The following is a 14,132-nucleotide window of genomic DNA, read 5'->3' on the forward strand; positions in this document are numbered from 1 at the left end:
AACGGGCTTGTAGAGGCCACTGGGCTGCAATTCGAGTTCAGTCCGGGTCTCCCCGAAATTGGCCGCCCAGGCATCAAACTCATGCAGGCCACGACTACGCAGGGCATCGAGCGCCATGTAGCGCTGCACCGAATACAGCTCGCCCAGCGTGTTGGTAATCGGACTGCCTGACGCCAGCACCAGCGCGCGGCCGGGGTTGACCCGCTCCAGATAGCGGGCCTTGACGAACAGATCCCACGCCCGTTGCGAGCCTTCAGGCGCCACCCCCTTGAGGTCGCCCTGATTGGTGGCGAAGCTCAGTTTGCGGAACTGCTGGGCTTCATCCACGAGGATCTGATCAATCCCCAGTTCTCCCAGATGCAGCAGATCATCCTTGAGGGTCGCCAGCCCTTCGAGCTTGGCTTCCATCATTTCCTTCATGTGCTCGATACGCTTGCGCGACAGCCGGTCGTCTTTATCCATTTCGCAGAGCAGCGTGTCATAGGCCTCGATCTGTTCGTCGATCATGCCGCGCTCAAACGCGGCCTCCACCGCGATGAACTTGAAGGCGTCATGGGTGATGATGATCGCATCCCAGTTGCCCGTGGCCGCGCGGGCCAGAAAACGCTGGCGTTTGGCCTTCGCGAAGTTTGTCTCATCCGCGACAAGGATTTTCGCGGCGGGATAGAGCATGAGGAATTCGCGGGCCATCTGGGCCAGACAGTGCCCCGGCACCACGATCATCGCCTTGCTGATCAGGCCCAGCCGCTTCTGCTCCATGACGGCGGCACACATGGAGAAGGTTTTGCCCGACCCCACGGCATGGGCGATATAGGTGCTGCCCGCGGCAATGATCCGCCAGATCACCCGCTTCTGGTGTTCGCGCAGGGAGATGACGGTGCTCGCACCGGGCAGCCGCAGATGCGCCCCGTTAAATGTGCGCGGCACGAGATTGTTGTAGGTGTCGTTATACAGCCGCACCAGCCGGTCAGCGCGCTCGGCATCCTGCCAGACCCAGTTCTGGAACGCCTGACGGATGGCGGCCAGCTTCTCCTTCGCCGCTTCCGTTTCCTGCGTATTCAGCACACGGGTGTCGTTGCCGTTTGAATCCCTGACCGTGTCCCAGATTTTCGGGGAAGCCTGCGTGAGCGCGTCTTCAAGCAGCTCTCCGGCGTGACGGCGTTCCGTGCCCCAGACCGAGGTCGCTTCGGCCCGCCCGAAGAACGGCCGTTTGTCGACGCTCCAGCAGGCCACCTCGGCGGTATGGTGGATAGTGGTCTCAACCCCCATCACCTCGCGGGTGAAGGCCACGATGTCACTCACAGGCAACCAGGGCGCACCCAGACGCGCCGTAATATCGGACGGCCTCAGATCCTCGGGCTGGGCCCGTTCCAGTGCTGCCGCCGTGCGCGCAAAACGCGGGTCTCTCTGCGCGGCCTCACGGGCTGCCACGAGCTTGGTGCGCACGGCCCCAGACAGCAGCTCGTCCGCCGCCACCCACACATCGCCACCCAGGCGCGAGGCTTCAGGATCGAGATAGACGGCCTCGCCCAGTTCGGTCAGGGCTTCATCTACGCTGCACCCCGTCAGCTCGGCGATCAGGGGCAGATCGACACGCCCCACGTCATGCAGGCAGACCGCGAGCGCGTCATGAGCCGAGTGGATCTCGGGCTCGATCGGCGCATGGATGACGCGCTCGGTAAACAGCGGCCCCGGCCGGGCGGTCTGGGTCGCCTCGTCATACTCTTCGATGGAAGAGACCAGCCACACATCGGGATCATCATAGAAGGGCTGGAGGTTGGGCCTGCGGCGGCTTTCGGTTTCCTCGCCGGTGGTGGCGTTCACCCTGACGGTGGTGTTGGTGAGGTTGATCGGCCCGAACTGGCGGGTAAAGCTCTGCCAGGCCTGCCGCAGCCGATGCTGGTGCCGCCCGAAGGGCTGGTTGTCCATCTGGGCGCGCAGGACAGCCTTGGCCGCGTCCCGCACGGGGATCAGGGCTTCGATGATGCGCGCATGCTTCTGGAACAGACCGTCTTTCTGCTCCCCCTTGCGGATGGGCACTTCCTTACCTGCGCCGCCAATGATCTGATGCAGGACACGGTTGTGCAGATAATAGCTACCTTCCTTCAGGTCAGCCCCTGAAGCCGCTGTGCCCACGGACAGCCCATCCAGTTCGGGCCGCGTAATGCGCTGTTCTGCAGGCGGTAGAAACCGGTTCTCGGGGGCAATGCGGGCCAACGCTTCCGGCAGGGCGGTTTGAAGGTCCACGCCCGCCACCGGCAGACAGCAGTAATCCAGTCCGAACTGACTGCCAGCCCAGCCATGCTGGCCGAGCACCTGCGCGGGGTTATCGAGGAAATAGCGGTTGACCCATAACGGGCCGCGCCCTTCATCGCTATCAGGCACGACAGCCGTTTCCAGCCAGGTCTGATCGCCGGGCAGATCACCGATCATGCGCTTGCGGAACACCAGCAGATCGAGCACGACCTCGGTGCCTGCCTCAGCACTCATCGCGCCCGCGGGCAGACGCACGGCCCCCAGCAGATCGGCCTCTTCGGCCATGCGCGCCCGTGCCTTCGTCTCGCTCTTGTCCAGCGTGTGGCGTGAGGTCACGAAGGCAGCAAAGCCACCGGGGCGCAGGGCGGTCAGGGCGCGGGCGATGAACCAGTCATGCAGGCTGAAACCACGCATATCCCGATGCTCTGGTGCGTTGACCGTACGGTTGGAGAACGGGGGATTGCCAATCGCCAGATCGTAATCACTGGCGAGCGTGGCCTTGGTGAAGTCTTCGTGCCTGATCCACTTGCTTGGGATAGAGCTTGCGGGCGATACGGGCGGCGATGCTGTCCATTTCAATGCCGGTAAAGGCAATCCGGCCTTCGAGGCGTTCGGGCCTGAGCGCGATGAACTGCCCGATGCCGCAGCCGGGTTCCAGAACGGACCCACCCTGAAAACCACGCTTCATGAGCATGTCCCAGATGGCGGTGACGATATGTTCCGGGGTGTAATGGGCATACTGGGTGGAGCGGGCGAGGGCGGCATGCTCCGTCTCGTTGCAGGCAGCTTCCAGTGCCTTACCAAGGCTTTCCCATCCGGCCCGATAGGGCTCACCGCCACGGGGGAAGAGGGCGTTGGCCAGTTCACTGGCCCCGAAGCCAATGAAACGGCTCAGCACAGCCCGCTCGTCGGGGGTTGCATTGCGGTCTTCGGCCTCAAGCGTGCCCAGCAGACTGATGGCCGCGATGTTATCCCGCGCACGGTCTTTCCAGCTGGTGGCAAGGCCACGGGAACCCGTGAGACGGAAATCTGTCTGGGGGATGACCAGTGGGGTTTCTGTGACGGGGGAGGGCAGGGCGCTGTCTTCGCCTTCAAGCTCACCCCAGAACAGGTCTGGGGCGCCACTGAGGGACGAGGAAGAGAACAGGCTGAGCTGATCACCGAACAGGGACATGGAAGGCTCCGGACAAACGCCGAACGCCGCCTGCGTCTGGGACGAGGCGGTGATCGGGGAGGATGGGACAACAGCAGGGAAGGGGACTGAGCGCTGTCTCGCGTCAGATTTTCTTCTGCATGCTGTCTCCGGAACCGGGCCTGTGGGACGGGGGCAAAGGCGGCGCCTGCGCCGGGATCGGGCTGGCGTCAGACAGACCGACCCACCCTTTGCGCACGGCGCTCAGGGCTGGTCGGAGTGTTTTTGTTGGTTGTTGACATCTGTCAACTTCGTTTCTGTTTTTAGTTGACAGATGTCAACAACACCATAAAATGCGCTATTGTAATTCTTCGCTGCTATATACCGCACCCGGCGCATTGTGGCGCATGTTGATGAGGGAAACGACCTTGGCCGATATAAGCAATACAGATGATAGCAACACGCTTGACGTGCTACTGTCTGATCAAGCCCGCGCACTTTCAAGTCAGCTTCAAGCTCACCGGATGGAATTATTCCCTCCCATGGCGCAGAAAACTCTACGATCATTTCAAATTGGCGAGGTTGCGAAAATACTTGGGTTGAAGCCAGGATATTTGAGGAACCTCGCATTAGAAGGGAAAGGCCCCATTCCAGAAATAGGCAACGGTGGCCGTCGATCCTATAGCGCTGAGCAAATACTAGAGTTGCGCGAATATTTGGACTCCAACGCGCGCAATGGTCGGAGATATATGCCGACACGCACGGCGACAGAAGAACTGCAAGTGATTGCTGTGGTGAATTTCAAAGGCGGAAGTGGAAAGACAACGTCAGCGGCCCATCTAGCTCAAGGATTAGCTTTAGATGGGCTGCGTGTGTTGGCGATTGATCTTGACCCACAAGCCAGCTTATCGGCGCTGCATGGCTTTCAGCCGGAGTTTGATGTGCATGAAAATGAGACATTATATGGCGCGATAAGATACGACGACAATCGACGTCCCATGTCGGAATTAATCAGGAAAACAAATTTCCCAGGGCTTGATATTGTGCCCGGTAATATTGAGCTGTCCGAATTTGAATACGAAACGCCACGGTTTTTGGCATCGTCTGATCAAGCTGGTGCGATCTTCTTTTCACGGGTCGATGCTGCGTTAGAAGACGTGCAAGATAATTATGATGTGGTCATTATCGACTGCCCGCCTCAACTTGGATACCTAACAATGTCTGCTGTGTGTGCAGCTACTGGGCTTCTCATCACAGTTCACCCCCAGATGCTTGACGTGATGTCCATGTGTCAATTCCTGCTTATGATGAGCGATGTAATGACACATCTACGGAATGCTGGGGGAAATGTGTCCTACAATTGGGTTCGATATTTAATGACCCGGTTTGAGCCTTCCGACGCGCCGCAAACGAATATGGCTGGATTCATGAGATCTCTTTTCGGAGATCATGTGCTAAAATTTCCCATGTTGAAAAGCACTGCAGTGTCTGACGCAGCGATAACCAAGCAAACAGTTTTTGAGATTGAGAGGCGGCAATTTACGGGCGCCACTTATGACCGAGCGCTAGAATCCGTGAACGCGGTGAATGGTGAGATCAGAGACCTAATTTTTAGCTCATGGGGAAGAAGTTAAGCCTCTCCTTCCTTTAGCTTTGTTGACATCTGTCAACTTCACCCAGGTAGAAGGTCTTCGATCATGGCAAGAAAAAACACGCTTGGCTTAATTCCTCCCATCGGTTCCTCAGACGCGTTGAATACCGCACAACATGTGCGGCCCTCGCAAACATTCAGAACAGGAGGAGCGCTAGGCTCGGTGGCAAAAAGCTTAGGCAGTTTAGCAGAAACTGCAAGCAAAGCAGATGAGTTAGAAAAAGCCCTGAAAGCAGGAACTGTTATTGTTGAGATAGATCCACAGCTTATTGACGACGCTTTCGTTAGGGATCGCCTTGAGACCAAAGATGATGGTTACGAGGAGTTAAAAGCAGCCATTGAAAAATCTGGGCAACTGAGTCCTATTTTAGTACGACCGCATCCAACTGTGACAGGCCGCTATCAAATAGCATTTGGTCACCGACGGGTAATGATATGCCGCGAACTCCACCGTGCTGTTAAAGCATCTGTAAAGGACATGACCGACCACGAATTAGTGGTTGCTCTGGGCCAAGAAAACAGCATGCGAACGGATTTGTCATTTTTAGAACGTGCGTTGTTTGCCCAAAACTTGAACGCAAAAGGTTATGACAGAGCTACTGTCATGTCGGCATTGGGGGTTGATAAGACCCTGCTGTCACGCATGCTTACAATAGTCGAGAGCATTCCAGGTGCCGTTGTAGATTATGTAGGGCGGTCTCCGTCCATAGGAAGAACACGCTGGCAAGCTCTCAGCGATCTTTTCCGAGATCCAATCGTGGTTGAAAGATGTGTTCATTGGCTACAAACGGACCGAGCCAAGACAATCGTTCGCGATGACCGTTTTAAAGCGGTGCTAAAAGAAGCATCTAAAAAAGTGGGAGTTTCGGCAGCTTCTTCTGACAAGCAGAGCGACTGGGTTTCTGATGATAAAAATGTTTCTATTCAGTTTAGCTTACGAAAAAGTCGGGCAGTCATTGATGTTAATCCGGAAATGGGATCGACATTCAGCCAGTTTTTGATTGATGAACTGCCCGCTCTTTACAAGAAGTTTCAGAGTGGTGAAAATTAACGCTGGATAGGTGGAGGAGAGGGGGAGAGATATAGCCCCTTTTCGCTAATTCTTACTTTGGCTGCTCGATATGCAGCCAAAGCTAATGCCAGAGGCTCTTGGAATTCAGCTTTAAAAGATCGCAGCGTCTTAAATTCTCTGCCGAATTGGCGCCATAAAGCAGCCCATGAAACCAAGGCATCCGATTGCAGCGCATGGAGCCTAAATGCAAGCCACAAATAAGCGTCAATCGCTCGTGGGGATGTTTGTATGTCGCGGATCGCCGCTCGATCAACAAGTATTGGGTGCCGTTTAAGTTCATTGTAGAACGCCTCGGACAACACTATTTTTTCGATCATTCGTGTTGTACGCTTGGTTCTTGGGTCTACTTCGCCAACATATTTAAATGCTTCGACCAATCGTTCGTTTACCACTACGGCTTCTCGGTCGGTTCCAAATCGAAAATCTACGGTACATGTAGCTAGGCGCTCAATTTGTTCGACTAACTTCTTGGTTACAGGTCCGCCGCGACTTAATCCCAACCTATTAAGAAGTGCTGCCGGGCTTTTGCCGAGATTAATTTCTCTAGAGTTGTGTTCAAAGGCTTCAGACTGCCAGTCGATAAGCAGCAGCCGCGCAATCGAGCCTGATGGTACGGACAAATCCTCTCTGCTGTCGTCGTCACGCAGACGGACACCTGGCCTAACAAGAAGCTGTGCATAGTCGGTTTTGATCAACCAATCTTCACCTGGCTTACGTTCACGATGGGGTAAGCCAGCTAGACACCAAGCACTATAGCTATACCCGATCTCTGAAACGCCCTCGGCTTCTCGAACAAGGGAGGATGAAACAGCGTCAACAATTTTCCGGCCAGCCCTTCCGGCTAAAGCGTCGTACACGCTAGGTGGAGATGCGACGTCTCTGCCCGCTGAGAAATGGTCGACTATCTCAAGCGCTTTTTGAGTTCCGTGTTCTTCTACCAGCTTGTGTATGGATACAAACAAATCTGGATGCGGCGGGCATTGATCCATGTTGTTTCTCATTATGCACAATCTGACTGTTGCATAGCATGTGACTTAGTTAACGCAGATGTCGATGTGTTCATTGCTTACAGGCGAATGACTTGTGTTTTTTGCTTACGGTCTTCACTGTTGGTGTGTTCATTGCAGACGAAACAACCTTTTATTGTTCTATATTATTTATTGTTTCGTAGGCAAAAAACACGTGGAAAACATTGCAACCTGCTGTTTTTAAAGCATTTCTAAAAATATCAGAATTAGTGCTGTCGGCAAAAAACACATGAGATCAGACGTGGGGTCACTACGAAACTATGTATCGTAGACAATTAACACATGGAACGTGGGGAAAAAAACTGTCGGCAAAAAACACTAACCATCATGGGATGAGTGCAGGCATTAAACACATAGGCGACGAATCGACTATGCAGATGATGGACAATCTATTGTCGGCAATAAACACAACTAACGTCGCTTTGCGGTTGCGCTACTCAACCAACGCATGCCCATCAAACGGATCTCCCAGTTCGAGGTAGTCTCCCAGAGCAGCGTATGTTGCATGTCGCGCTAGGCGCTTGAGTTTAACAGGATGCGCACCAGCATCCATTCCGGTCGTCAGCGCCCCCCGTTTCAGGCTGTGCCCGCCAAAGGTCTTTCCTTCCAGACCGGCGGCACTGGCCCGAGTCTGGATGATGCGGGCGATCGAGCGATCTGTCAGAGGCTGCGCTCCAACAGCGCGCACGTCGTCTGGAAAAGCCACGGCTCCTTCTTTGCGGACGCGGCGAAAGACGGGGCCAGCCTGTATGCCTGACACGGCTAACCAGGCTCCGTATGCCTTTACCGGGCAATACTGGTCCTGAGTGTAGGGGAGGGCGATCTCAACGCCTTTGCCTTGCCTGTCGCCCTTGGACTGGGGAAGGGTGACAAGCAAGCCTTTACTGACCAAGGCTACGTGGCGGATCTCAATGCTGGCCAGCTCCGAACGTCGGAACGCACCATAAAACCCCATGAGAAGCAGAGCCCGATCGCGCATCCCAGATAGCTTGCTCAGGTCTATCGCATTAATGATTGTCGCCAGCACGTCCTGCGTCGCCGCAGCCTTGCGGCGCGGCGTAAAGCCATCCCTCGCGGCGGTGCGCCTGATCCCCGTCATGGTTTCGCCAATAGTGGCGTCAGCGGTGGGAACGGCACAGCCTGCCAGACGGTGAAGATAGGTGATAGCGGCCCGTCGCAACTCCAGTGTTGCCGGAGCAAGGCCTCGACCTCTTTCGTCTGCCAGAAACGCGGCAATGTCAGCCGATCGGGCAGGGAGGCAGGGTAGGGTATAACGATCTGCCCAGGCACACCATGCCCGGACACCCGCACGATAGGCTCTGCGTGTGTTATCCGCCTTGGCCTGCAAAGCGTAGGCTGTGGCACTATCACGCGCGGTTTCAAGAGAGCCGTCACGTTGAGGAACGGCTCTGCCTAGAGAGGCGTCAAACCATCGGACAATGATGCCGGGCGTCTGTCCCGCCGGAGAGGACAGGGGAGGGAGCGTGTCAGACTGGGTGCTAGTGTCACTGGGTGCTTGCCTGTAACGCGCCAGAAAATACGGAGCTGAGCTGAGATGCAGGGCCAGAAACAGTGAAGGATCAGCTGGCGCCACACCGAGCCGCTCTGCGGCTAGTGCGCGGGCACGGGCCGCGAACGGTACATCATGAGCGATCACTAGATCGTCGGTGTTGCTTCCGGATAGTCTGATGCCCGACAGGCATAATTCCAGTCCTGGGGATAGACGGGCTGTAGCCAGGATGTCCGGCAGCGTGTCGGCTGCGGAACCGGCCTCACTCAAACGGTGTCGGGTAATCCGGTCACACCGGTCGAACAGCGCAGCGAACGCCCGATCTTTTCGACCGTGGACAATAATGTCATCCAGCATAAACGGAGCCTCGTGCTTGCTACTACCCGGTGTGTCTCACACTCAGTGTAGTAGCTCACGACGCTGAGCTGGTACCGTATTTTTATGCAGTCGGGTCTTTTTTGATGACCGCTATGGGGGGGAGCGGTATGTCGGTTATCGGTGAGGGATGGCCAACAGCGGCCATACGTTCACGATAGCTACAGATCACCATACGCCATACCGGTGCAGTGCTGGGAATGTCGGCTCACGCCGATATCTGCCATGATCGGTCTCTCTATCTGCCGGTCAGTGTACGCTGATACAATTATCGCTCGGAAGCTTGGGCGACCTACTTTAGACGCACCGTTCATTCATACTTCTAAGGGGCGCATGCATCTGGGCCACGCCGGGGCGCTCACACTTTGCGCAGTCAGCACCTGGAATTGCCGTTACCTGCCAAAAGCTTGCCTTGTTGCGTGACAAACTATAGCCGGTGGGGACGAGGTCAGTCACGAACACGCGGCGAATAGGATACAGAAGCGCTATGACTAAAAAACTTGCCATTGTGGGGGGCGGTCCCAAAGCAGCCGCGCTGGTCTCCCGCGCGGCGGTGTTGCGGGATATGGGTGTTGCAAATGTTCCCGATCTTCTTGTGTTTGAGAAAAAGGCGGTTGGCTCAGCATGGAGCGGTGACGGCGGCTATTCGAGCGGTCACCTCACATTGTGTTCACCGGCGGAAAAGGATGTAGGCTTTCCCTACGTTGAGTTTAGCGCAGAGAATGGGGAGCAATCGATCGCCTCGGCACTTCATGCTCGATTTTCGTGGTCGGCCTACCTCGTCGCGACAGGTTCTTTTTCGGAATGGGTGGACCGAGGACGTGATCACCCTACGCATGGGATATGGGCCGACTATTTGAAATGGGTGTTTGTGAAAGCCGACCAAGGTATAGTCCCGGGCGAGGTAATCAAAGTCAAGTCGCAGAGCGGGGGCGGCTGGCACATTACCTATGTCGATGACGAAGACGAGGTCACAACAGAGGTAGATGGCGTGGTCTTGACCGGTACGGGCGAGGCCAAGGTTATCAGCGGTCTTACATCGAATATCCCTACGGAACGCCTGCTTAATGCTGAGACCTTCTGGCGCCATCGCAATCAGGTCCGAAAATGGAACGAGATTGCGGTCACGGGCGCCGGGGGCGCAGCTGGCGCGATCGTCGCTTGGCTTTCCAATGCATTGGCCGAAGAGTCCGATGCTACCATACGTTCCATTAGTCCGATGGGCACACTGTTCTTGCGCGGCGACGGCTACGCGGAGCGTCGATGGTTTACTGATCCTGATGCTTGGACTGATCTCAGCCTCGGGGATCGGCGTAGGCTGCTTGAGCGCACCGAGGCCGGGGTAATTTCCTCGCGTAACAAGTCGATTATCGATAGCGCGTGCAATGTCGACTACGTGCTTGGAAAGGCAATCAACGCATCCTGGGATGACAGCGAGTTGACCATTGATATCACCTATGATGGGCAAAATCAGAAGCAAGTGACGGCCGACTGCCTGATCAACGCGATCGGTTTCGATGCCTGGAGTTTACTCAAGTTGGTTGATGCTGTTGCAGTCAGAAATATTCTTGATCCAACGAACAAAAAAATACGTGAGCAGCTTGAGGGTGAGATACTCCCAGATCTGTCGTTCCCGGTGAGTGCCGGGCTAGGCACTGGCCTGCATGTCCCTTCCCTCGCAGCGCTGGCGCACGGCCCCGGCATGGCGACGCTGGGAAGCCTCGGCCTTCTGGCCAGTGCGATCCTGAAGAGTTATTTGTAACAAACACTCTGCCACCCTTGTGAAAGCACGACCAAACATATATATGTATATATAAGCCATCAAACTGAACATGCCTTGATGAAAGGATACCCTGATGTCCGAGGTTCTGGTTATGCGCTCTGTGTACCTTCCGGCGGCGCTGGATGCTGAGTTGCGTCAGATCGCCCATGACAAGGGGGTTTCCAAAAGCGATCTCATCCGGACGGCAGTAGCACTCAAAGCCAAAGAATGGCGCGGTGACAACACCGAGAAAAAATTGGATAATGACGTACAAGCCGGGCTTCGCGCGAGCGGTCGCCAGACTACAGTAAAAACGGTTAAGCCTGTGGCAGTGAGCCGCAAGCCGAGGGCTAAAGGTGCGGGGCACGTCGACTGCTTCCCGAAGACGAGGGGCCGCAAGCCCGCCACTGCACCGGGCTGATTGCGATGCATCTCCCGCGCATGTGCCGGAGCGAGGAACCGTCAACGTGCGGGATTGTTGCGGCTCACCGTCACTTTAGCGATCCATTCAAAAATGCCAGTTGTCACCGACTCGATCTATCTCATTATCATCTGAGGTTCGCCTAACAATGTCGGCTTTCGTGCAACCGTCAAACCGACTGTATGTCCGACATGAAGGCGGAAGCAGACCCGTGCGTTGATAAAAACGTGGTCGCGTTTTGTCACCTAATTAAGGGCCTTTTTCGCATTAATAAGGGACATTCGCATAATTAAGGGTATCAATAACGTGCTGGAATATCGGAATATTGACTAACTTAATTAAGGAATTCCGACATCGAAAAAAACCAGAATATGAGGATAATGCGCCGGAAACCGGGCTTTGCAGCCGCGCAGCGTTCCATGCTAACCACAGATAACAGGCTCGCTCATCCGCGGACTGGAAAGCAATTAAATTATCACACGCCGCCCAACTTGCCGCTGAGCGGCCGCCTCATGTCGGGCATACGTGCCTGTGAATGGCTTTCCTGAGAGCGGACATACGAAGCACCGTCTCTTTCGAACGAGTTGGACCGAAATGGAACGGTCCGCGCAATGAGGTCAAAATCAAAATTCGATTATCATTCCGCCGTGGTGCAGGTTCTCCGCTGTCCGCCATTAGCCTTTCATTCATAGCTGACGGTTTAGCTATACGCTTTTCGATTATAGCGTTTTCTAAATATTAGTAGCATGATTTGCAGAACTAACGATCAAATTAATAAAGGAGTGGGTTGTTGCCTCCAAAGCCATTTGCATGCACCTCGGACAACAATATCATATCCGTATCCGGCGGGCTCGATCCAACTCACTTTAGGAATGTAACCGCGGCAATTTACGACAAGCTGGAACGGCAGGGAAATTCAAGTCTTACGCTTAACTTTGCAGACCTCGAGCAAGTTCCCGCAAGAGCAATGCTGCCAATTGTCGCGCAGATAATAAGATACAAAGATTTCGGGCATAAGGTTTCTCTTATTGAGCCCAATGCAGAACATATTAAAAAATTGTTTAGAAATTCAAATTGGTCTCACTTGATCGACGATAATTACCCTGTAGCGAGCCGAAGGAATAAAAGGCACCTTCCAGCTGAAATCTTCGCATCGCCTTCAGATCAACATCATCTTGTAAATGAACTAATGGAAAAAATAATTAGTGGTGTTGAAAATATCGATAGAGAGCATTTTTCAGCTTTAGAATGGGCAGTAAACGAGATAACCGATAATGTACTAGTTCATTCGGAATCCTTATGTGGTGGGCTTGTTCAGCTAACTACGAAAAGCCGCGTAAAAAAAATAGAATTTGTTGTCGCTGATACTGGTATTGGCATTGCTAAAAGCCTTAAGCACAATTCGAATTCTTACACCTCAGATACGGATGCTCTTTCTAATTCTATTTTACAGGGCGTTACGCGCGATAAAAGCATAGGGCAGGGAAACGGACTATATGGAAGTTATCAAATCGCGGCATTAAGTGGTGGTTATTTCGGAATTTACGCCAATAATGCCTCTCTTTACATGAACAATGGTAATAAAATTATTAAACGAGAAGAAATTCCCTATTCTGGGTCTGTTGTTGTTGCCGAACTAAACTATGCGGAACCCATTCGATTGAGCGAGGCGCTACGGTTCGGCGAGCGAGGATTTTCACCGTATGATTATGTTGATGTAATGATGGATAAAAGTGAAGATGGCGTTGTCTATATTCATATAAAGGACGAGGTATCCTCGGTTGGATCGCGTACTGCCGGGGAACCGCTTCGAATAAAAATCGCCAATCTGTTAAGGCTTCAGCCAGATTCAAGAATAGTTCTTGATTTTTCCGGAACACGAATTATCTCAAGTAGTTTTGCAGACGAAGTGATCGCAAAAAACGTCGTCCATTTTGGATTTTCTGAATTTATGGACCGAGTTAGAATTACAGAGGTTGAAAATGTTACACGGTCAATTATAGATAAATCAGTCAATCAGAGAATGATGAGTTTATCTAAATAATTATATTGCAAAATGAAAATTTATATAGGAAAGTTATTCATCTTATTGGTAAACACCGCTAGACAGATTGTGATTGTATGTAGTTATCCAAAGACCTTCATATAGTCGAAGCGCACGCTTCTAGAACAGTTAGTCCAGTCTCGAAAGTTTGGCTTGGGCGCGACAGCGGTCGTCACACTTGGTTCAACCAGCAGCAGCAAACATTGTCTGATTACCTGAACCGGATCTTCTTTTTGCCCCCCCCCCAAGATGGACATGGAGTGAATCCTCGGCATAGAACAAGTCCGACTAAGAACGGGCTTTTAACCTAATTAAGGTTACTTTTAGTGGAGTTTGGCGGCGTGGAAGCCGGGATTCTCCTAATTAAGGAATTTCGACATTTTTGATTGACTTTGTGTCCGGATTTTTTATGTCCGACAAGAGAACTTATCGTCGCTTGGGGGGCGCGCGAGAGACAGCAGAGAAGGCGCTACGGGCGGTGATCTTGATCTGATCGCTTTTCGGCATGCGTTTATCACCAATCAGTGTCACTGGATCCGCGGTGCATAGCGGATCATCGAGATACAACTAGCTGTCGGGTCGTGAGACGTCATTGGGATGATGTAGCGTGAGCAATACCGCGTTACGCGCCATGGTTTTCTTCCGTTTGCAGGGAGAGCGAATGATGCTTCAGATCCATCCATAGGCACGCACGACACCGGCCGTCCGGGCTGATATTGCATACTCTTCGGAACCGACATCTGTGCTGGCCAGACGTTACGGGATCAGCGATGAAACAGCGCAGGCGTGGTTCAGGCGCCTGTCAGGACCGCAGCAGCCGTCCCCTGAAACTGGCATGGAAAGCCTCGGAGGAGGAGCGTGCCATTGTCTAGCAACAACTC

The 14,132-nt window shown here is 53.7% G+C and carries 7 protein-coding genes and 1 pseudogene; 5 read left to right on the forward strand and 3 right to left on the reverse strand.

Features of this window, described 5'->3' with window-relative positions; all coding sequences use genetic code 11:
* Positions 1-3,430: pseudogene (locus tag J2D75_RS13680) on the reverse strand (DEAD/DEAH box helicase family protein); the annotation flags it as partial.
* 386 nt (positions 3,431-3,816) lie between these two features.
* On the opposite strand from J2D75_RS13680, the gene repA reads away from it, so the two are divergent.
* Together repA and repB are read left to right on the forward strand one after the other, a co-directional pair.
* Positions 3,817-5,022 (forward strand): plasmid partitioning protein RepA, encoded by a 1,206-nt coding sequence (gene repA, locus J2D75_RS13685; RefSeq protein WP_243428773.1) that lies wholly within the window; start codon positions 3,817-3,819, stop codon positions 5,020-5,022.
* A gap of 63 nt (positions 5,023-5,085) precedes the next feature.
* Positions 5,086-6,090, forward strand: coding sequence for a plasmid partitioning protein RepB (gene repB / locus J2D75_RS13690; RefSeq protein ID WP_081773519.1), 1,005 nt, complete (start codon positions 5,086-5,088; stop codon positions 6,088-6,090).
* Here repB and J2D75_RS13695 read toward each other — a convergent pair.
* Together J2D75_RS13695 and J2D75_RS13700 are read right to left on the reverse strand one after the other, a co-directional pair.
* Positions 6,087-7,100 (reverse strand): replication protein RepA, encoded by a 1,014-nt coding sequence (locus J2D75_RS13695; RefSeq protein WP_207855355.1) that lies wholly within the window; start codon positions 7,098-7,100, stop codon positions 6,087-6,089. The genes repB and J2D75_RS13695 overlap by 4 nt on opposite strands.
* A gap of 472 nt (positions 7,101-7,572) precedes the next feature.
* Positions 7,573-9,006 (reverse strand): site-specific integrase, encoded by a 1,434-nt coding sequence (locus J2D75_RS13700; RefSeq protein WP_207855356.1) that lies wholly within the window; start codon positions 9,004-9,006, stop codon positions 7,573-7,575.
* A gap of 505 nt (positions 9,007-9,511) precedes the next feature.
* Here J2D75_RS13700 and J2D75_RS13705 point away from each other — a divergent pair.
* From J2D75_RS13705 to J2D75_RS13715, 3 genes are all read left to right on the forward strand, one after another.
* A complete protein-coding gene (locus tag J2D75_RS13705) occupies positions 9,512-10,786 on the forward strand; it encodes a SidA/IucD/PvdA family monooxygenase (protein WP_207855357.1) in 1,275 nt (424 codons plus the stop codon).
* 94 nt (positions 10,787-10,880) lie between these two features.
* Positions 10,881-11,207, forward strand: a complete 327-nt coding sequence (locus J2D75_RS13710) for a ribbon-helix-helix domain-containing protein (RefSeq protein ID WP_207855358.1) — start codon at positions 10,881-10,883, stop codon at positions 11,205-11,207.
* 790 nt (positions 11,208-11,997) lie between these two features.
* Positions 11,998-13,251 (forward strand): STAS-like domain-containing protein, encoded by a 1,254-nt coding sequence (locus J2D75_RS13715; RefSeq protein ID WP_207855359.1) that lies wholly within the window; start codon positions 11,998-12,000, stop codon positions 13,249-13,251.
* Positions 13,252-14,132: the final 881 nt, after the last annotated feature.

This window comes from Acetobacter suratthaniensis (genome assembly GCF_017377745.1).
In the GTDB taxonomy this organism is placed as follows: Bacteria; Pseudomonadota; Alphaproteobacteria; order Acetobacterales; family Acetobacteraceae; genus Acetobacter; species Acetobacter suratthaniensis.

What these genes read in the sequence shown, in the direction of transcription:
- J2D75_RS13695 (WP_207855355.1), bottom strand. Translation starts at nt 7,100, where the DNA reads ATGGATCAATGCCCGCCGCATCCAGATTTGTTTGTATCCATACACAAG.
- repB (WP_081773519.1), top strand. Translation starts at nt 5,086, where the DNA reads ATGGCAAGAAAAAACACGCTTGGCTTAATTCCTCCCATCGGTTCCTCA.
- J2D75_RS13700 (WP_207855356.1), bottom strand. Translation starts at nt 9,006, where the DNA reads ATGCTGGATGACATTATTGTCCACGGTCGAAAAGATCGGGCGTTCGCT.
- J2D75_RS13705 (WP_207855357.1), top strand. Translation starts at nt 9,512, where the DNA reads ATGACTAAAAAACTTGCCATTGTGGGGGGCGGTCCCAAAGCAGCCGCG.
- J2D75_RS13710 (WP_207855358.1), top strand. Translation starts at nt 10,881, where the DNA reads ATGTCCGAGGTTCTGGTTATGCGCTCTGTGTACCTTCCGGCGGCGCTG.